The organism is Vibrio sp. Vf1514, assembly GCF_052076135.1.
Taxonomy (GTDB): domain Bacteria; phylum Pseudomonadota; class Gammaproteobacteria; order Enterobacterales; family Vibrionaceae; genus Vibrio; species Vibrio furnissii.
In genome coordinates, this window is sequence record NZ_CP197268.1 from 1,179,188 (window position 1) to 1,199,248 (window position 20,061).

Below are 20,061 nucleotides of genomic sequence, written 5' to 3' on the forward strand. Positions count from 1 at the left end.
TTAATACCCTGTTGTTAGAACATGGATGTGTTCGTCTCGTTGCTCTTGACGCTTATTAATCACGCTGCCTACATAATTTTTCAAACTTTCAATTGTGTTCTCATCTATGGCAGCATTAAATGCCATAGAGCGCGTTATTACTATTTTTGGAGTTCTTGCATCAGCGATACGGTCACCACTATTTGGGTCACCAGCTAGACTACAGCCCAAGACTTCTGAAGGACTTGAATAAGCTTGCGGTAAAACAAGGATTCTTGATGTTTCTTTCCCAAGAAGAGTTCTCCTATCATCCAAGTTGTCATCGGTAAAAAAGTTTCTTGCTCTATTTGTGTTTCCTGTCGGCTGCGCACCGCACCAAACCGCCAAAGCAATCGTACGTAGGGAGAATTTCGATTGAAATTCTGTCCAGCTCATAGAATCAGCCTCAAGCCCTATTGCGATAAAAAGTAAAGTTTCAAATGCTTCGCTCAAAATATTTACAGTATTAAGCCCCGCTCTTAGTTGGCCTATTAACTGATTGTTTTCAACGATAGCATGTAACATGTCGCACATTGTTTCACTCTGGATTTTGAGATCTGTTCCAATCGTAGCTTTCCAATTTAACCAAATATCCTCCGCCGCATCCTGAACTTCCCCTTCCGCCATCTCACTAATTATTTCATCAACAGTCTCTTTGACTCTACACCATGTAATAAAGTCCATACTCTCATGCAACAAATCTTTTTCTTTTTTAACTTCACAGTTTCTTGATAACTGCCGAGACTCTGAAATACCACTTTGTTGTTCGCTATTAAAGACTTTTAGTCTTCTTAAATCTTCCTTTGTAGAGCCTAGTGAACAATGGATCGCATTGGAGATACTTGCTTTCCAAGTTAAAGCCTCATTATGGCGAAGCACCACAGAGCTTGGAGAATGAAGAGCTAGCCTGATAAGAGACAAATCAAGAAAACAAGGTCTAACGTCATTAACATGCTGATATAATTGCAGTTCAAAACTACGATTAGCCTTGTCATCCCAGAGAGTTTTAACTACAGTGTTTGCGGGCTCAATTGTCGATGTTTCACCTGAAAGTGTTCCAGATATATTCCAGTTAAAAGCTCCTTGCTTCTCATAACGAACCCAAGAAGGACGCTCTCTTTTGATGTAATTTCGAATATGATTAGCAACTAGCCTTGGAGTAACTGAGTGGTTGGATGATGCATTATCTACAAGGAATTGCGTTATTAATTCTCGAACTGTATCGACATCTTGATACCAGTTAGATAGGGCCATGTTACACAAGCTATTTATCTGCTCTTCATCCCCTAAATGATTAATTTCTACGCATCTTAAACAGTTAAAAATCGCTTCATCACTTTGAAAGTTACACCATGTTTTTAACCATGTTTTGACCAACCCCGTATGTTTGTCTTTTGTACCAACAAAATCTTCAAGTCGCGCTCCTGACTTTTTCCATTCAATGCATACATCTTTTAGGATAGCTAGGGTTATATCTTTTTTAACTGATATTTGCGGGGATGGTGTAGATAGATGAAAGCTTTTATCTAAGACTTCAACGTCGGTTATATTAAAAATATTGGCTAAACTAGCAAAGGCACTGTCAAGGGGAGACAACTTGTGCTCCTTACCTTTGTTTTGGCCTTGTTTAATGGTTCTATCGCCGTAATCTCTATTGCAGAAGGGCGTCATCTGCCTTTTTACTTGGCAATAAATCGTTTTTCCATTTAAGTCGTGAAGAACTATGTCATCCCATTCAGGCACGTCGCCCTGTTCGTTACCGATTCTTTTACAGTGCGGTCGACCATCGAGATGAGCAATTACTGCTTCGATAGTATGATAAGTGGTCACTCGTTCATCATACTTATCAGCTCTCTTGAGGTTTAATTTTTTTAGCATTTTTTTTGCAAACCAAGACTCTGTACTAAAAGATAGAAGCTAAATTGATAGACACTCTCCATTGAATACAAGAACACATCATATCAATGGTGCCAAAGAGTATTAATGCGTTCTGTCACATATGTGAGTGTAACTTTTGAGCTATCAAAACGGCAAGAGCTTTTAAACCTAGCAAAGCCTTACCAAAAACTGGATTACTTATTTCGTAATCTATTTTGTCTAGTGGCTATTGAACTTTGTGATGTGTCTTTTAAGGGATATTTTACGGATAAGAGCAAGGATCCCTGAGGGTATCTACCATGCGAACTCGGATGACTTTTGGTAGGGCAATACGCTTACTAACAAGATATGAAGAAGTATTTACTCTAAATGATAATGGGGCAAATGTAAGGTTGTAAGGTAGAAAATTCTGGGGGCGCTTTTGGGGCGTTAGCTTAAGGAAGTTTTCCATTTGGGGGCTAGAAAGGGGCTATATTAGGAGCTAAAAGGGGCTTTATCTTCCACTCTACTGTATATACATTCATGAGCACAGAGACTAAAAAGCGCCCCTTTAGAGCGCTTCATTTTTTATTCCCAATCAAGGATAACTTTACCTGAAGCCCCGCTACGCATAGCGTCGAAGCCTTTTTGGAAGTCGTCAACTTTGAAGTGGTGCGTGATGATTGGTGTCAGATCCAGGCCAGATTGAATCAGGCTTGCCATCTTGTACCAAGTCTCGAACATTTCGCGGCCGTAGATGCCTTTGATCACCAAGCCTTTGAAGATCACTTGGTTCCAGTCGATCGCCATGTCTGATGGTGGAATCCCCAACAGGGCGATGCGACCACCGTGGTTCATGGTTTTTAGCATGGAACTGAATGCGCTTGGTACGCCAGACATTTCCAGACCAACGTCGAAACCTTCGGTCATGCCCAGTTCAGCCATCACGTCTTCCAGCTTTTGCTCAGCAACGTTCACTGCGCGGGTGACGCCCATTTTACGCGCCAGATCCAAACGGTATTCGTTCACATCGGTGATCACCACATGACGTGCGCCCACGTGTTTTGCAACCGCTGCCGCCATAATGCCGATTGGGCCTGCGCCCGTGATCAGCACGTCTTCACCCACCAAATCAAACGACAGTGCCGTGTGCACAGCGTTGCCGAACGGGTCGAAGATGGATGCGAGATCGTCTGAGATGCCTTCTGGGATCTTGAACGCATTGAATGCTGGAATCACCAAGTATTCGGCAAATGCGCCTGTGCGGTTCACGCCGACACCGATGGTATTGCGACACAAGTGCGTGCGACCACCACGACAGTTACGACAGTGACCACACGTGATGTGGCCTTCGCCAGAAACACGGTCGCCGATGCTGAAACCGCGAACTTCCTGACCAATCGCAACCACTTCACCCACATACTCATGGCCGACCACCATCGGGACTGGAATGGTTTTTTGTGACCAGTCGTCCCAATTGTAGATGTGGACGTCTGTACCGCAGATCGCGGTTTTCTTAATCTTGATCAGCAGATCGTTGTGGCCCATTTCGGGTTTATCCACTTCGGTCATCCAGATGCCTTGTTCAGGCTTTAGCTTCGAGAGCGCTTTGATTTTCATACTATTCACCCAATATTGCCCCGCTCAGTGCGAGGCAAAAAATTCCCTATTCTTCGTTATCACTAATGGCCGTGAAAACTTAGATGATGCCCATGTCTTGACCGACTTCGATAAAGGCATCAATCGCTTTATCCAGTTGCTCGCGCGTGTGCGCTGCAGACATCTGAGTACGGATACGAGCCTGACCTTTTGGCACCACTGGGAACGAGAAGCCAATCACGTAGATGCCTTTCGCCAGTGCGCGCTCAGCAAATTCCGCTGCGACTTTTGCATCACCTAGCATGATTGGGATGATCGCGTGGTCAGCACCCGCCATCGTAAAGCCCGCATTCGTCATGCGCGTGCGGAAGTGCGCCGCGTTGTCCCACAAGTGTTTACGCAGATCGCCGCTTTCTTGCAGCAGATCCAGCACGCGGATCGATGCAGATACAATCGCCGGCGCCACAGAGTTCGAGAACAGGTATGGACGAGAGCGCTGACGCAGCCAGTCGATCACTTCTTTCTTACCTGAGGTGTAACCGCCTGAAGCGCCGCCCATGGCTTTGCCCAGCGTCCCGGTAATGATGTCGATGCGGTCAATCACGTTGTGGTATTCGTGCGTACCACGACCGTTTTCGCCCATAAAACCAACCGCGTGAGAGTCATCAACCATCACCAGCGCGTTGTATTTGTCTGCAAGATCACAGATAGCCGGTAGGTTTGCGACCACGCCATCCATTGAGAATACGCCGTCAGTGACGATCAACTTGTGACGCGCGCCTGCGGCATCAGCGGCAATCAGCTGCTCTTCCAGTTCTTGCATGTTGTTGTTGCTGTAACGGAAGCGCATCGCTTTACACAGGCGAACACCGTCGATGATCGACGCATGGTTCAGCGCGTCAGAAATGATGGCGTCTTCTTTGTCCAACAGCGTTTCGAACAGGCCAGCATTGGCATCGAAACAGGAGGTGTAAAGAATGGTGTCTTCTTTACCCAGGAATTCAGACAGCTTCTGCTCTAGGGTTTTGTGCGTATCTTGTGTACCACAGATGAAACGCACTGATGCCATACCAAAACCGTGAGAGTCCATGCCCTCTTTCGCCGCTTCAATCAGCGATGGGTGGTTCGCTAGGCCCAGGTAGTTGTTGGCACAGAAGTTCAGGACTTCTTCGCCAGACGCGATGTGCACCGCCGCTTGCTGCTGAGAGGTGATCACTCGTTCGGCTTTGTAAAGACCCTCAGCTTTCACTTCCTCAAGCTGATCGCGAATCTGTTGGTAAAAAGCAGAAGACATTGCATTTTCCTTCTTGTTTTTTCTTTGCCTTGCGGCATGTAGGGTCAGTGAACGGATCCTTTCGGTCGATCCATTTACACTGTAAAAATTCAATTCTTCTAAGTGTAATCCAAGCACCGAAAAGGGATTATCCTGCTTTGCGGAAAAGCATTGGTGATTTAAAATCACAAATAAACTCTATTATTCCTCTATCGCCGAAAAAAGAGACAAAAAAAGCGCCTTATCAAAGGCGCTTGGGTTAGATTTTTAAACGATTTAGAAGAAGCCGAGTGGATTCACATCGTAGCTCACCAACAGGTTTTTGGTGTTCTGGTAGTGATCCAGCATCATTTTATGGGTTTCACGACCGATACCAGATTTCTTATAGCCGCCGAACGCCGCATGCGCCGGATAAGCGTGGTAACAGTTGATCCACACGCGACCCGCTTCGATGTTGCGTCCCATGCGATACGCGAGGTTGGTATCGCGTGTCCACACCCCTGCGCCCAAGCCATATTCCGTGTCGTTGGCAATCGCCAGCGCTTCCGCTTCATCTTTAAAGGTGGTGATCGCAATGACCGGACCAAAGTCTCTTCTTGGAACACGCGCATCTTGTTGTGACCGGCCAGCATGGTTGGCTGAATGTAGTACCCTTGGCTGATGTCGCCCTGTTGCTGCGCAACTTCACCGCCACACAACACTTGCGCTCCTTCCTGACGGCCAATTTCGAGGTAGCTCAGGATCTTATCAAACTGCTCTTGTGAAGCCTGCGCGCCCACTTGGGTATCGCTGTCTAATGGGTTCCCTTGTTTGATGGTTTTCGCGCGCTCCACCAGCTTGGCGATGAACTTGTCGTAAATCGATTCGTGGATCAGCACACGCGACGGACAAGTACATACTTCGCCCTGATTGAAGAAGGCCAGTAACGTCCCTTCCAGACATTTTTCCAGATACGCATCTTCGTGATCGAACACATCGGCAAAGTAGATATTCGGCGATTTACCGCCCAGCTCCACCGTCGACGGAATCAAGCTCTCGGCGGCGCATTTCAGAATGTGGTGTCCGACATCGGTTGAACCGGTAAACGCCAGTTTGGCGATGCGATTACTGGTCGCCAGCGCCTGCCCCGCTTCTGCGCCATAACCGTTCACCACGTTCACCACGCCCGGGGGCAGCAGGTCCCCAATGGTTTCCATCAGCACCAAAATCGACGTCGGCGTTTGTTCTGCTGGCTTGAGCACCACACAACACCCGGCGGCAATCGCAGGCGCGAGTTTCCACGCGGCCATCAGCATCGGGAAGTTCCATGGAATGATCTGCCCGACCACACCAATCGGCTCTGGGAAGTGATACGCAGCGGTGTTGGCATCAATTTCTGCCGCACTGCCTTCTTGAGCGCGAATACAGCCGGCAAAATAACGGAAATGATCGACCACCAAAGGCAAGTCTGCGGCGAGCGTCTCACGAATCGGTTTGCCGTTTTCCCACGTTTCAACAAAAGCCAATGTCTCGAGATTTGCTTCCACGCGGTCGGCGATTTTGAGCAGAATATTGGCGCGCTCCGCCACGCTGGTTTTGCCCCACTGCGCCCGGACTTCGTGCGCTGCATCAAGCGCTAAGTTAATGTCTTCGGCACTGGAGCGCGCCACTTGGCAGTAGGCTTGCCCGTTCACCGGTGACACGTTGTCAAAGTACTCACCGTTAACCGGTTTCACCCACTGGCCACCAATGTAGTTATCGTAATGGCTCTTGAAGTTGAAAATCGCATTGCTGGTTCCTGGTTGCGCATAAATCATCGTTCGATCCTTCTCACTTTCTCATTCACGTTAGGTTGTTGTTCGGGTGTCGCGTTTTCCTTTTCATTCTGTCCCTTAGGGGAGTGTTTAAAACAGACAAACGGCGCACCTTCTTCACTCCGTAACGCAAATCACACGCCAAGACGCAAATTCTTGTTGTTAATAAGATGTAAAACTATGATTAACAAAATGATTAAAAGATCAGTGCTGAAATGGAATCGCTGTTCGGGAACTGCCACCCGATGTTCCAGTGTCCCAAAATGACACACAGCCACTGTGACAACATGGAACAGTTATGCAAATTCAAACCGTTAACCAAGATTGGCTCACCACATCTTGGCATCGCAGCCACGAAGCCGGGCTGACACAGCGAACTCAACCAGAACATGTTCGCCTACCAAACGATGAGTTGAAAGAACGTCAATGGCGCGCCACATCGCTGCTGTCTGCCGTCGAGCAACACGCGCTGCCGCTGTTCAACCAAATGTGCGCGCGCAGTGACAGCCGATTAATTCTGACCGATGGCGAAGGGGTGATTCTGGCCACTTGGGGCCAGCAACGTTTCCATGAAAAGCTGACTGAAATCTCACTCGAGTCCGGCGCGTGTTGGCAAGAGAACATCAAAGGCACGAATGCGATTGGCACCGCGATTGTCGAAGCGCGCCCCGTGACCATCATCGGCAATCAGCACTATATTCGTCAGCATCATTTCATCAGCTGTTCGGCGTGTCCGCTGTTTAATCATCATGGTGAATTGCTCGGTATTCTCGATATCACCAGCGAGCAACAGCAGCACGATCTCTCCACGCAAGTTCTGGTGCAGAATATAGTTCAGTTAGTGGAGAACCATCTATTGTGTGACATTCCGCAAGGCGCAACGCGCATTGATCTTGCCTACGATCGCTCACTGCTCAATAGCGGCTGGCAAGGTATCGTCATTGCCGATGAAAGCGGGAAAGTGCTGGCTCATAACCACATCGCCGCGCAGCTATTAGCGCAAAACTCGGTGGTGGGACATACCATTGAAACGCTGTTTGATACCCAACACAGCAAGTTTGTGTTTGAAAAGCATGCGCTCAACACCAAACCGCGTCGCACTCAGGCCTATTCAGCCGCCTGCGATCTGCATTTTGGTGACAGCAACGTCGAACAAGCGTGGCAACAAGCCAATAAACTGATCGATAAAGACATTCCATTGCTGATCCTCGGCGAAACTGGGGTCGGCAAAGGCGAGTTTGTGAAAGCATTGCACAAACGCAGTTCGCGCCACAGCAAACATCTAGTCAGCGTCAATTGCGGCGCACTGCCCAAAGATTTGATTGAATCGGAACTGTTTGGCTATGTCGCGGGCGCCTTTACCGGCGCCAACAGCAAAGGCTATCAGGGGAAAATTCGCCAAGCCGATCAGGGCATTCTGTTTTTAGATGAAATCGCCGACCTGCCGTTGGAAGCGCAGTCGCGTCTGTTGCATGTACTGCAAGATAAGGTCGTGGTGCCTGTGGGATCGAATCACAGCTACCCAGTGGACATTCAAATCATCGCTGCAACCCACAAAGATCTAGAGCAAGCGATGACCGAAGGTCGTTTTCGTCAGGATTTGTATTACCGCCTCAACGGGTTGATTCTGCAACTGCCGCCCCTGCGTGAGCGACAAGACAAAGCCGCACTGATTGAGCAGATACACCACAAATATCGCATTGGCGCGCAAGCACTCTGCCCTCACCTGATGACGCTGCTGTGCAGCTACCCTTGGCCGGGAAACATTCGTGAACTGGATAATGTGATGAAAGTGTCGTCGCTGCTCGCTTGTGATGAACCCCAATTACGCCTTGAACACGTGCCCGGTCATATGACGAAATCACTCACGTTGAGCAGCTCCAAGGGTGACACGCCGAGGGTAAACGATCTAAAATCAACCGTCGACGACACATTATTGCAGGCCTATCAAGCCAACCAAGGCAACATCAGTCGAACATCAAAAGTGTTGGGTATCAGCCGAAACACGCTGTATCGAAAACTCAAATCGCTGGGCATTTTGACCTGATCCACCCCGAGCGTGAAATTGCTGTTTTTACCCGTCAGGCTCACTTTTCAGCGCGAGCCTATGGGTTTGTACAAAGTTGACATTTTCGCGCAAATTCGCGCTTTTTAATGGTGATATTTATGACTTCAATTCACCAATCGAGCATAATAAATTTTATCCTTATCAATTAGATAGCCCTCAACGGTCGTTCTATCGGCTCGATGAATACAATTCTTTGGCACAGCGCACAGATTGAGATATTAAAAACGATACTCGGACACGCATTGGTCATAAATCTGCCAAAATAATGCACTTTTGTCACACTAACCGCACGATTACCGATAAACTCGTCGGCTAGCTGTTTGCCACTCTGTCCCGTTGCACAAGGAAACTGTGGCAGCAATAGAGAACATTTGAACCATGAATTTTTTGGCAATTGAAGAAGTAGAAAGACCATGCTAAATACTAAACTCATTGGCCTACTTCCTGACTTAGCGACATTTATTTTGGTGGTAAACGAGGGCAGTTTTACCGCGGCTGCCAACAAGCTTGGGGTGACCCCTTCCGCACTGAGTAAATTGATCACTCGTCTGGAACTGGCACTGTCCGTCAAGCTGTTTGAACGCACCACCCGCAAACTGATCATCACGCAGGCCGGACAAAAAGTGTACGACCAGTGTTTGGTGATGGTGAACGCCGCCCAGCAGGCTGTGGAGCTGTCCAGTTCGGACCACACCGAACCCTCAGGCGCACTGACCGTCGCGGCGCCAGAAGCATTTCTTAACTCGGTACTGCAACCGTTTGTGGTGCCATTTTTGAAAAAATACCCGCAGATCCAGTTGAAATTACGCGCCGCCGATGGCGAAATTGATCTGTTCAAACACAACATTGATGTGGCGTTTAAACTGACTGATAAACCAGACGAAAATCTGGTCTTGCGCGAGCTGTGCAAAACCAACTTGGTTTTGTGTGCCAGCCCAGATTATCTGGCCGAACGAGGCACGCCTAAGCACCCCACCCAACTCACTGAGCACGATTGCTTGTATTTGGCCGAAACCGACAAAGATCACCTGTGGGATTTTCTCAAAGACGATGAGTTTCACACCGTCCCTGTGAGCGGGCGCTATGCCGTCAACCATTCGCAAATGCGTTTGAATGGGGTGAAAAATGGCTTGGGCATCGGCATCTTTCATGACTTCGTGGTACAAGATGCGTTGGCAGAAGGCAAAGTGGTGCAACTGCTCAAAGATTGGACCATCAAAAGCAACTATCATGGCGCCATCGCCATGCAGTACGCGCAAACCAAATACATGCCAGCTCGCCTGCGCGTGTTCATCGATTATGTGATGAAGCACCTCAGTCCGAAGCTGAACGAAAAAGGATAATCCATGCTGAAACGGATTCACCATGCCGCCATTATTTGTTCTGACTATGCTCGCTCAAAAGCTTTCTATACAGAAGTGCTGGGGCTGAAGATTGTTGCAGAGAATTACCGCGCGGCACGTGATTCCTACAAATTGGATTTAGCGTTGCCCGACGGCTCGCAAATTGAGTTGTTTTCGTTTCCGGATTCACCGCAACGTCCGAGTTACCCAGAAGCACAAGGTCTGCGCCATCTGGCGTTTGCTGTAGACGATGTGATGCAGGCTAAACAGCATCTCGAAGCGCAAGGCATTCATGTTGAACCCGTGCGCATTGATGGGTACACCGGACGCGCATACACCTTCTTTCAGGACCCGGACGGCTTACCACTCGAACTGTATCAGGCATAACGACACAAAAAAGCCAGAGGATGAACTCTGGCTTTTTCATTTCATGACAGCATCAAGGCTTATTGCAGGGCATTGCGTAGCTTTTCAACTCGGCTGAAGAGCAGCCAATCACATAGCAGTACGGTCACAATCGTTGCGCCCGCCAGCGGAAACGCCACACCAATCACCACCAGTGTCACCAGCCCCACTTTCCAGATGCCCGCTTGCGCAAAACGCGGCGGCACGCCCAGCTTGCCTTTCCCAACCGGGCGACGAATCCACCACATCACGATGCCACTGAGCGCAATCAACGCAAACGCGACACAAAATGCGACGTTCAGGTATTTATTCAATGCACTGAGATCGCCCTGATGAAGTGACACTCCCGCCGCCATCGCTTTGGCAAGCGGCGTGTAATCTTGCCAGGTGACATCCATCAGCAGTTCACCGGAGTATTGATCAAAATGCGACGTGCGATCGTTGCGCGGGTCAGTAATATCACCCGCCATGGTGTTCGCCGCCACGGTGTACACGCCGGTTTCATTCTTAGGGAAGTAAACGCGGTAATGCGCAAACCCTAACGTTGTTGCTTTGGTGATGATGGTATCGATGTTGACCGCGTTCGAAGCCATCATGTGCGCCGCCTCCATGCCCATTTTGGAGTGGTCATGCGCCGCTTCAGGTTCAGCCGATTGCGGCATCGGCGTGTGTTCCAAGTTCCATGGCATCTCTTCTTCTGAGCCGTGATTCAAACTGGCGTGTGTCACCAGTGTTGAGGTCGGTTTTTGCCCCCACGTGTAATAGGTTGGAAACGTGTTCCATGCCTGCACCAGCGTTTTTCCCCACAAACCGGTCCACGAAAGCCCCGAAATCAAGAAGAACAACAACACAATCGACAGCACGCCACCCAAATTGGCGTGTAGGTTCCGCATCACGATGCGTGTACCGCTGCCAAAACGAATTTTCAGAAACCCGGCCTTGCTCGCGTTATCCCGTGGCCACCACAGGTACAAACCGCTTACCAACAGCAAAATGCCCAGGCTGGCTGCGATTTCTAACAAGTAATCGCCGGTATCACCAATCAGCAACGTGGCGTGAATCGAGTTCGCCAGTTGATACCAACTTTCAGAACGATCGATGGTTCCCAGTACATGGCCTGAATATGGATTGACGGTCACAAATCGTTCGACGCCGTCAGCCATTTGCACGGAGAATTTATTGGCGATGTCTGCAGATGTCGACGGCAAAAACTGGGTGACCACCGCATCGGGAAATGCGTTTTGCACCGCCATCAACTGGCGAGACACCGCCACACTGTGATGCTGCGGAATAACGTGCAACAGTTCGCTATAACGCGCTTGTTCGATTTCATCATCAAACAACATCACCAAGCCCGTCAGAGAAAGAATCAACATAAATGGGACGACGAACAGGCCAGCATAAAAGTGCCAGCGCCAAGTGAGAAAATAGAGCGATTTTCCGCGCGACGCAGAATCGGGTTGAGGCTTTGAAGCGTTGCTCAACATGAGTTTTCCTTTTGAATAAACGCAAAAACACCCTCTTCAATACTAGATTGAAAGGGCGCCATACGTGTGACTTTACTGATTTATTTATAAGTATTATGACAATGATTTTTACGAGGTAGCGGACTGGGGCGGGCCGCGAGGCACCTGCCGTTCAAATCGTACACTTAGAGCCAAAAAAGTGTAGCGGTCTGAAATGACAGCGCTCTGTGTGGTGTTGGGTCGTGTTGTTGGAAGCTTGTCAGTATGAAAATTCGAGAAATGGGCAAACGGACATGGTTTACCGTGTTGCGTTTGCGGCTTGCCATCGTCCACCTTCACCAGTTCAAAACCGTTGATGGTACAGAGGGTTGCCCAAACGCCCGCGTGACTGCCGTGCGCATTAATCACAGGCATGAGTGTCACCAATATCCAACTCAGGATACTGGCACGTAACATCATGCGGTGAAATGGCCGGTGGCGGATCATATCGATTCTCAAATCAAATGGTCCGCCACTATATCGGCTCATCAATAAAATAACAGTGCTAATACCCAGAAATTTAACAAAACCTGCGAATTTCTAAGGATATTCATTAACCAAACAGACGTTGCCAGATGCTGGGATTGCGCTTGTCGTGGTACTCTTCGCGTAAACCGTCCACCTCTTGCAGGCTGGTTTTCGCGGCGTCAAACTCACCATTATCCAGCTCGTTTTCAATCTTATCTAACGTTACGCTCAGCTTGTTGAAGCCTTCCAAATACACATCCTGCTTCTCAGGTGGATACTCGCCCTGCTTGGCCTGCGCAACCAATTGCGTCAGTTCTGCGATCGGCGCTTGCATCGCTTCACTGGTTTGCGCTTCAGCGGCATGCTTAAACGCGGTTTTCATCTGTTTCATGATCTGCTTGAGATCCGAATCCGCAGCGAACGCCTGTGTGGCCATGAGCAAGCCAGCCGCCAAAATCATTGCTTTTTTCATTGTTTTTCTCTTCCTTTTTTAGGGTTGGGGACAGTCTACGCCATCCCTCTGGTGATGTTCAGCGCGAAATTGTTTCAAATGCTAAAGCATCGGGTATGAATCACCGGGCTTGCGATTAACGCTGTGCATGCAACGCTTGGAACTCGTCGATCGGTTGACGGCCGCGCGTTTGCAAAAATTGCAGGAACTGACTGGTGGAATGGGTAATCACTTTCTCGGGGGCGATGCCAACCTTGTCGAGCAGCTCGCTGGCTAACGTCAGGTTGCCCACATCGTGGCAGAAATGCGCATCGCTGCCGGTGGTGATCCACGCGCCGGCCGCTTTCGCCACTTCAGCGATTTGGTAGCAGCGATCCACGCTGCCCACGCGGCTGTGTCCTTTCAGTGTACTGTTGTTGATTTCAATGGCGACATGGTGCTCTGCCGCGCAGTGAATCACGCTGTCAAAATCAAAGTCGAAATGAGGATTGCCTAAGTGACCCAACGCATCCACACGGCCACTTTGAATCACGTTCAGCAGCGCTTCGGTATGATCGCGTTTGTCTGATGGGCGAAAAACAGGTTCATGAAAACTGGCGATCACCCAATCGAGGTTTTGATCCACGGAAGGATGGAGATCGACCTCGCCTTTGGTGTTCATGATGTTAGATTCCACACCACGGATGATGGCAACCCCTTCCAGAAAACGAGGCAGAATGCGTTGGTTGGAGAAGAACCAGTAGTGCGGCGCACCGGGCATCGATTCGGCGTGATCGGTGGTGCAGAACATGGCCAATCCGCGTTCCGAAGCGGCTTTGGCATTTTCGATTAACGTGCTGTAAGCATGACCACTGGCATAGGTATGAGTGTGTGTATCGACGGCTAATTTCATTTCGCTATTCCCTGACTCCATAATGAGAGCAGTTTATCAGCCACGTCCGGTGGTTACCAATAAACCAAGGCACACGCGCAGAATTCGAGCGAACGCCTCAATGCCCGCCAGTCGATACATTCATCAAAGAAATGGGATTGAGCGATTCTGCTGGCAAAACCGTCTGTTCGCTCCATCTGCTGTTCACTTCGTCTGTTGTTCACTTCGTCCGTTGTTCACATAGCAGCTTGATCATCGGTAGCGCCTTTTCCCACCCATCATTAAACATGCTGACGAAGTCTGCATGCGTGGTGACCGTGACGCGCAATAGCACGCTGCCCGCTTGCGGAATGATGTGATAACACTCCGTCGACCCAATCCATTTGCGCGCCATGTCACTGTCAATGTCTTGAACGTGCTCTGGCGTGAAGATCGCCACATGGTGATACGCCAACGACTGACCCGGTTCAACCGTATCCAGCACCGCACGCGTGCCGCCGAGTTGTGGATCAAAAAATTTCATGTCATCGCCTTCGCGCCATTCCCCGCTAAAACGCGATTGCGGCGAAAACGCAGTCGCCCATTGCGTGTAGAGTTCCAGCTCCGTCAACATCTGCCACACTTGGTTTGGGTCGGACTGAATTTCAATCTGGTAGTTCAACGTTAACATGCCGTTTGCCTCACTGATTCCGTGTGTCGATCACCTTGGGTTTCCTGCCCGATTCTTCGTACTCGTTTCTTCAACATCCCATCGATTCAACATCCCTTAGTTTAACGAATTGGTTTAACGAATTGGTTTAACGGATTGGTGTGATGAATGAATGTGATGGATTGAAAAATCGTCGCTTGGGTAAAGTTATAGATGACGCGGACAACAAACCGAGCGGTTTTCATTCGCTGCACCCGATATCTGTGAACCCATATGGGTTTTTCTCAAAATTGAACGCACGCAATATGCTGATATTTTTGCAAGTTACCTAAGTTGAACAATACTTATACCATCGTTTAACTATGGAATGGTTTATGACGAAGCGCCTCTATCCGCTGAGCATTCAAATCAGCAGCTTATTTCTGATATTAGTCACATTGATCGGTGCTGCTCTGATTGCCATCAGCTACCAACATTCACAACAATTATTGACCACCAGTGCGAAAGAAATCAGCCACGAAAATAGTCGAAAACTGGAAGCGGCGTTTCGCCAAAGCGCTTCCCCCATTCTGGCCACATTGGACTTTATGGCGTTCAGCGATTTTATCGACAAAGAGCGCCACGCCAATGACGAAGCGCGCTGGCTCGGCTCGTTAAAGCTGGTGTTTGAGCGCAATGAAGACTTGGTTGCACTGTACTTTGGCAACGATGACGGCGATTTCACCATGATTCGTCCGCTATTAACGCCTGAAGCGCGCGAACGCTTTGAAGCACCACCAGAAGCCTCGTTGTTTATCAACCAAACGAAAGTCGATGGCACCAACAACATCTACTTCCTCAATTCAGAATTTGAGCTGATTGACCAACGCCAGATGCGCAACAATGAGTACGACCCGCGCCAGCGGCCTTGGTATCAATCGGCACAAAATGACGGTGCCATTCGCCTCACCGAACCTTACTTCTTCTACTTCCTCAAAACTCATGGGGTGACACTGTCGCGCCGCTCGGTCGATGGAAAAAAAGTAGTCGCAGCCGATTTCACGCTGGATTCGCTCTCCAACCAAATTGCGCGCATTGGCTACTCGGCCAACACCAAACTGGCGCTGTTTGACCACCAATTCCGCCTGCTCGCGGAACATAACACGGCGATGGCCGTCGGCGACGACGCACCAGACACCAAAACCAAGCTGGCCTCTGGCATCTTTGCCTCAGTCGCCAATCGCATCAGCAGTCAAACCTTGTATGAAACCACCGACTTTGAAGGCGAGGATTGGTCAATCACCCTCACGCCCGTCACACTCAACAATCACGTGCATCTGCTGTTAGCCGAAGCGACGCCGCAAAACGATCTGCTCGCGTCGTTGCTATCGATGCGCGACAAACAAGTCGCCGTCGCGATTGCGCTGCTGGCCATCTGCTTTGTGTTGGTGTGGTTGGTGGCGACCCGTTTGGCCAGCCCATTGACCAATCTGGTGATTCAGACCGACAACATTGCACGTTTTGACTTTAAAAAGACGCGTTACCCCAAAAGCGTGATCAAAGAGGTTGCCGACTTAACCCAATCCATCGAGCTGATGGAACACACGCTGCACGATTTGTTACGCTTGCTGCGCGATACGGCGTCGAACCAGCAGTTTGATGTGTTGGCCAAAACCATCACGCATCAGAGTTATTTGGTCACGCGTGCAGAAACCATTCTGCTCTACACCTACTCCAACGAGAAACAGCAATTCGCCACCGTGGCCAATCACGCCATCATTCCGTTCAAAATTGATCTCAATGATTTGGTGCAAGACACGCCGTGGCTGCTGGCAGAGCTACGCAAAGGCGAAATTGTTCACCTGACACGCGACGACAACATTCTGCGCAAACATAAAGATCAGCTCTACAACAGCGACATTTACCTGTTCCCGCTGCTCAATCGCGCCAAACAGTTGGTCGGTGTGCTCAACCTCGGTTATGAACGCACCACCACCAAAGCCCAACTCGACAAACACGCGTTTTTGCGTGAGGTGCTGAGCTTTGCGGAAATCGCCAAAGACAACATCGACAAGATGCAACAGCAAAAAGACATGCTCAATGCCTTTATTGCCCTGATTGCATCGGCCATCGATACCAAGTCGCCATACACGGGCGGCCACTGTCAGCGTGTGCCGGAGCTGACGAAAATGCTCACCGAAGCCGCCGCCAAAGATAACCACTACTTTCCCCATTTCAAAATGAGCAGCGAACAGTGGGAAGAGCTGATGTTGGCCGCGTGGATGCACGATTGCGGCAAAGTCACCACACCCGAATATGTGGTCGACAAGGCCACCAAACTGGAAACCATTTACGACCGCATTCACGAAATTCGCATGCGTTTTGAATTACTCAAATTGCAGGCAGAAAGCGACTACTGGCAAGCGCTCGCGAGCGGCGGTGATGCCAACGCGTTGAAGGCCGAACTGGATGCCACACAAGCCACCTTGGATGAGGAGTTTGCCTTTGTCGCCAACTGCAACATCGGCGGCGAATTCATGAGTGATGAAGACATTGAACGCCTCAGTCAGATTGGCCAACGTCAATGGAAACGCACGTTGGATGATCAACTCGGTATTTCTTGGCTGGAAAGCGAACGCTGCGACGAAAAAGCCGAGTTGCCCGTGATGGAACATTTACTCGCCGACAAAGCGGTGCATTGCGTGCCTTGGGAGGCCGGGAAACGCCCGCAAGATGCGTGGCTGGAAGAATTCATTCTCAAACCCGGGGCACTGCAACACAACCGCGGTGAACTGTACAACCTCAGCATTCGCCGCGGCACCTTGACCGAAGAAGAACGTTTTATCATCAATGACCACATCGTGCAGACCATTGTGATGCTGCAACGCCTGCCCTATCCAGAGCACCTAAAAAATGTGCCTGATATTGCCGGTGGTCACCATGAACGCATGGATGGCAAAGGCTATCCGCGTGGGCTCCATGAAGATGAGCTGTCGATTCCAGCGCGCGTGATGGCGATTGCTGATGTGTTTGAAGCGCTCACCTCCAATGATCGCCCGTACAAGAAAGCCAAAACCCTGTCGGAATCGATTAACATCATGACCAGCATGGCGACCTCCGGACATATCGATCCCAAACTCTACGTGCTGTTCCTCGAAAAAGGCATTCACCAGGCGTATGCCGAGCGTTTTCTTGACGACGAACAGCGCAATGAAGTCGATATCGCCGAGCACATCAAGCGCGTCAAAGCCTACATGAAAGCGCAGTTCTGACTAGAGTAATCACTCTATATGCAATCAAAGCGGCCAAATTCGGCCGCTTCCTTTAAAATGAACCACTTACCTAAAAAACGACTCAATATTTAATCGATTGCGTTATCAATAGTTGATGTGTGTCAAATAGTCGTAGACAATAGACACCCGGGCGAGATCGCAAATCTACTTGTATTTGTGATCTCGCTATCGGTTTTGTCTATATGAATGATAGGCACGGCCTTCTTTCTATTTGTGTATTGCGCTGCTAGGGTTGGCGCATGCTAACTACCTCGTTTTTAAGGGAAAGATGATGGTAATACCTGAAAACAGCAGCATCGTGATTTTTGGTGCTTCGGGAGACTTGACGTACCGCAAGTTGATTCCTGCTCTGTATCACTTGTATGCGAGCAAACAACTGCCAGAATCCTTTGCTATTTTGGGCGTAAGCCGAACTGAATACAGCGATGAGTCATACCGCGAGAAGTTAAAGCGCTCACTCAAGGAACTGGAGAAGACAGAACCTGAGATTCTTGAAGCCTTCTGTGAACATCTTCACTATCAAGCAATCAATACATCCGATGTGGATGATTACGCGAAACTCACCACTCGCCTTGATCAACTTGCTGACAAGTACGATCAAACGGAACGCAATACACTTTTCTACCTTGCGACCCCACCAAGCCTTTACGGCGTGATTCCTGGGTGTCTTGCCGCTCACGGATTGAACGAAGAGAAAAACGGCTGGAAACGTCTGATCATCGAAAAACCATTTGGTTACGATCTGAAGTCGGCGCAAGAGCTGGATATCGAAATCCACAACCATTTCAAAGAGCACCAGATCTACCGTATCGACCACTACTTGGGTAAAGAAACGGTCCAAAACCTGCTGGTGTTCCGCTTTGCCAACGGCATGTTTGAACCTCTGTGGAACCGCAACTTCATCGACTACGTTGAAATCACAGGCGCGGAATTCCTTGGTGTGGAAGAGCGTGGCGGTTACTACGATGGGTCAGGCGCGGTACGCGACATGTTCCAAAACCACCTGCTGCAAGTCTTGGCCATGGTCGGTATGGAGCCCCCAGCGGCGATTAACGCCAACTCGATTCGTAACGAAGTCAACAAAGTGCTGCAAAGCCTGCAACCTTTGTCAGACGAGGACCTGCGCAAAAACTTGGTGCTGGGCCAGTACACCGAATCGGAAGTGCGCGGTCAGTTCCTACCGGGTTACCGAAATGAGCATGGCGTTGCAGAAGATTCACGTACCGAAACGTATGTGGCGCTGAAAATGTTCATCAACAACTGGCGTTGGAATGGCGTGCCATTCTACGTGCGCTCGGGTAAACGCCTGCCAACACGCGTGACCGAAGTGGTTATTCACTTCAAACGCACGCCACACCCAGTCTTTGGTCAAAACGCACCGGAAAACAAACTGATTATTCGTATTCAGCCGGACGAAGGCATCCTGATGAGCTTTGGTTTGAAAGAGCCAGGCGCAGGCTTCAAGGCGAAAGAAGTGTCGATGAACTTCCACTACACATCGCTTGAAGAGACCACGATGCTGACCGCTTACGAGCGTTTGCTGCTGGACGCGCTGAACGGTGATGCGACTCTGTTTGCCCGTACCGATGCGGTGGAAGCGTGTTGGAAGTTTGTTCAGCCAATTTTGGACTTCAAACAAGACCCGCAATCCCTGTATGGTTATGCGTGTGGTACGTGGGGGCCAAAAGAGTCTGACGAGCTGTTGACCAACGACGGCCGTGACTGGCGTTACCCATGTAAAAACCTGACGAACACGGACTACTGCGAACTATGATCAATCATAAGATCTTTCCAACTGCCGATGCGGTGGTTGAATCCTTAGCGAATGACATGAAAGCGTACAGCGAGCTCGGTCGCCCTGTGCACATCTCACTGTCTGGCGGCAGCACACCTAAAATGCTGTTCAAACTGCTGGCTTCTTACGCGTACGCCACTACAATTCAGTGGCACAATCTGCACTTCTGGTGGGGCGATGAACGCTGCGTTGCACCAGACGATGCCGAGAGCAACTACGGTGAAGCCAACGCGCTGCTGTTTAGCCACATCGACATGCCTGCAGCCAACATTCACCGCATTCTGGGTGAAAACGAGCCACAAGCCGAAGCGCAGCGCTTCGCGCAAGAAATGGCAGACATCATTCCATCAGAAAACGGCACCCCGGTGTTTGATTGGATTCTGTTGGGTGTTGGCGCCGATGGCCATACCGCATCGCTATTTCCGGGCAAAACCAACTACGACGATGAACATCTGTCGCTGGTTGCAACGCATCCGGAATCCGGCCAGCTTCGCGTGTCAAAAACGGCGAAAGTGCTGGAAGCAGCAAAACGCATCAGTTATCTCGTTCTTGGCGCCGGTAAAGCCGAGATCGTTTATGAAATTCACACAACTCCAGCCGAAGATCTGCCTTACCCGGCAGCAAAAATCCAGTCCACGACTGGTGAAACGGAGTGGTATTTAGATTTAGACGCAGCAACGAAGATTGCGTGAAG

Annotated in this window: 14 protein-coding genes and 1 pseudogene; 6 read left to right on the forward strand and 9 right to left on the reverse strand. The window is 49.6% G+C overall.

Annotated elements, in window-relative coordinates:
• The 4 genes and pseudogenes from ACS18Q_RS20205 to exaC all read right to left on the reverse strand — a co-directional run bounded on the left by ACS18Q_RS20205 (position 1) and on the right by exaC (position 6,543).
• Positions 1 to 1,896: an ABC-three component system protein gene (locus tag ACS18Q_RS20205; protein ID WP_441257768.1), complete on the reverse strand. Its 1,896-nt coding sequence runs from the start codon at positions 1,894 to 1,896 to the stop codon at positions 1 to 3.
• A gap of 567 nt (positions 1,897 to 2,463) precedes the next feature.
• A complete protein-coding gene (tdh, locus tag ACS18Q_RS20210) occupies positions 2,464 to 3,495 on the reverse strand; it encodes an L-threonine 3-dehydrogenase (protein WP_004727000.1) in 1,032 nt (343 codons plus the stop codon).
• 79 nt (positions 3,496 to 3,574) lie between these two features.
• On the reverse strand, positions 3,575 to 4,768 hold the full coding sequence (locus tag ACS18Q_RS20215) for a glycine C-acetyltransferase (RefSeq protein WP_441257769.1): 1,194 nt from the start codon (positions 4,766 to 4,768) through the stop codon (positions 3,575 to 3,577).
• 255 nt (positions 4,769 to 5,023) lie between these two features.
• Positions 5,024 to 6,543 (reverse strand): annotated as a pseudogene (gene exaC / locus ACS18Q_RS20220) (acetaldehyde dehydrogenase ExaC).
• Between the two features lie 295 nt (positions 6,544 to 6,838).
• Between exaC and ACS18Q_RS20225 the strand changes: the two are divergent.
• From ACS18Q_RS20225 to gloA2, 3 genes are all read left to right on the forward strand, one after another.
• Positions 6,839 to 8,587, forward strand: coding sequence for a sigma-54-dependent Fis family transcriptional regulator (locus ACS18Q_RS20225; RefSeq protein ID WP_441257770.1), 1,749 nt, complete (start codon positions 6,839 to 6,841; stop codon positions 8,585 to 8,587).
• A gap of 434 nt (positions 8,588 to 9,021) precedes the next feature.
• Entirely contained in the window at positions 9,022 to 9,951 is a 930-nt protein-coding gene (locus tag ACS18Q_RS20230) for a LysR family transcriptional regulator (RefSeq protein WP_004727005.1), read from the forward strand.
• 3 nt (positions 9,952 to 9,954) lie between these two features.
• Positions 9,955 to 10,338, forward strand: coding sequence for an SMU1112c/YaeR family gloxylase I-like metalloprotein (gene gloA2 / locus ACS18Q_RS20235; RefSeq protein WP_441257771.1), 384 nt, complete (start codon positions 9,955 to 9,957; stop codon positions 10,336 to 10,338).
• Between the two features lie 59 nt (positions 10,339 to 10,397).
• Here gloA2 and ACS18Q_RS20240 read toward each other — a convergent pair whose 3' ends face one another.
• From ACS18Q_RS20240 to ACS18Q_RS20260, 5 genes are all read right to left on the reverse strand, one after another.
• Positions 10,398 to 11,843: a PepSY-associated TM helix domain-containing protein gene (locus ACS18Q_RS20240; protein ID WP_441257772.1), complete on the reverse strand. Its 1,446-nt coding sequence runs from the start codon at positions 11,841 to 11,843 to the stop codon at positions 10,398 to 10,400.
• A 108-nt stretch (positions 11,844 to 11,951) separates the two neighbouring features.
• Positions 11,952 to 12,308, reverse strand: a complete 357-nt coding sequence (locus ACS18Q_RS20245; RefSeq protein WP_055465740.1) for a hypothetical protein — start codon at positions 12,306 to 12,308, stop codon at positions 11,952 to 11,954.
• Between the two features lie 106 nt (positions 12,309 to 12,414).
• The gene (locus tag ACS18Q_RS20250; RefSeq protein WP_004727008.1) at positions 12,415 to 12,801 is read right to left on the reverse strand and encodes a cytochrome b562; all 387 of its coding nucleotides are present in this window, start codon (positions 12,799 to 12,801) and stop codon (positions 12,415 to 12,417) included.
• Between the two features lie 115 nt (positions 12,802 to 12,916).
• On the reverse strand, positions 12,917 to 13,672 hold the full coding sequence (locus tag ACS18Q_RS20255) for a phosphatase (protein ID WP_004727009.1): 756 nt from the start codon (positions 13,670 to 13,672) through the stop codon (positions 12,917 to 12,919).
• Between the two features lie 199 nt (positions 13,673 to 13,871).
• Positions 13,872 to 14,321 (reverse strand): SRPBCC family protein, encoded by a 450-nt coding sequence (locus tag ACS18Q_RS20260; protein WP_441257773.1) that lies wholly within the window; start codon positions 14,319 to 14,321, stop codon positions 13,872 to 13,874.
• A 353-nt stretch (positions 14,322 to 14,674) separates the two neighbouring features.
• On the opposite strand from ACS18Q_RS20260, the gene ACS18Q_RS20265 reads away from it, so the two are divergent.
• From ACS18Q_RS20265 to pgl, 3 genes are all read left to right on the forward strand, one after another.
• A complete protein-coding gene (locus ACS18Q_RS20265; protein ID WP_441257774.1) occupies positions 14,675 to 17,551 on the forward strand; it encodes an HD domain-containing phosphohydrolase in 2,877 nt (958 codons plus the stop codon).
• Positions 17,552 to 17,843: 292 nt separating this feature from the next.
• Positions 17,844 to 19,346 (forward strand): glucose-6-phosphate dehydrogenase, encoded by a 1,503-nt coding sequence (gene zwf / locus ACS18Q_RS20270; RefSeq protein ID WP_004727013.1) that lies wholly within the window; start codon positions 17,844 to 17,846, stop codon positions 19,344 to 19,346.
• Positions 19,343 to 20,059 (forward strand): 6-phosphogluconolactonase, encoded by a 717-nt coding sequence (gene pgl, locus ACS18Q_RS20275; RefSeq protein ID WP_441257775.1) that lies wholly within the window; start codon positions 19,343 to 19,345, stop codon positions 20,057 to 20,059. The genes zwf and pgl overlap by 4 nt, the downstream gene beginning before the upstream one ends.
• Positions 20,060 to 20,061: the final 2 nt, after the last annotated feature.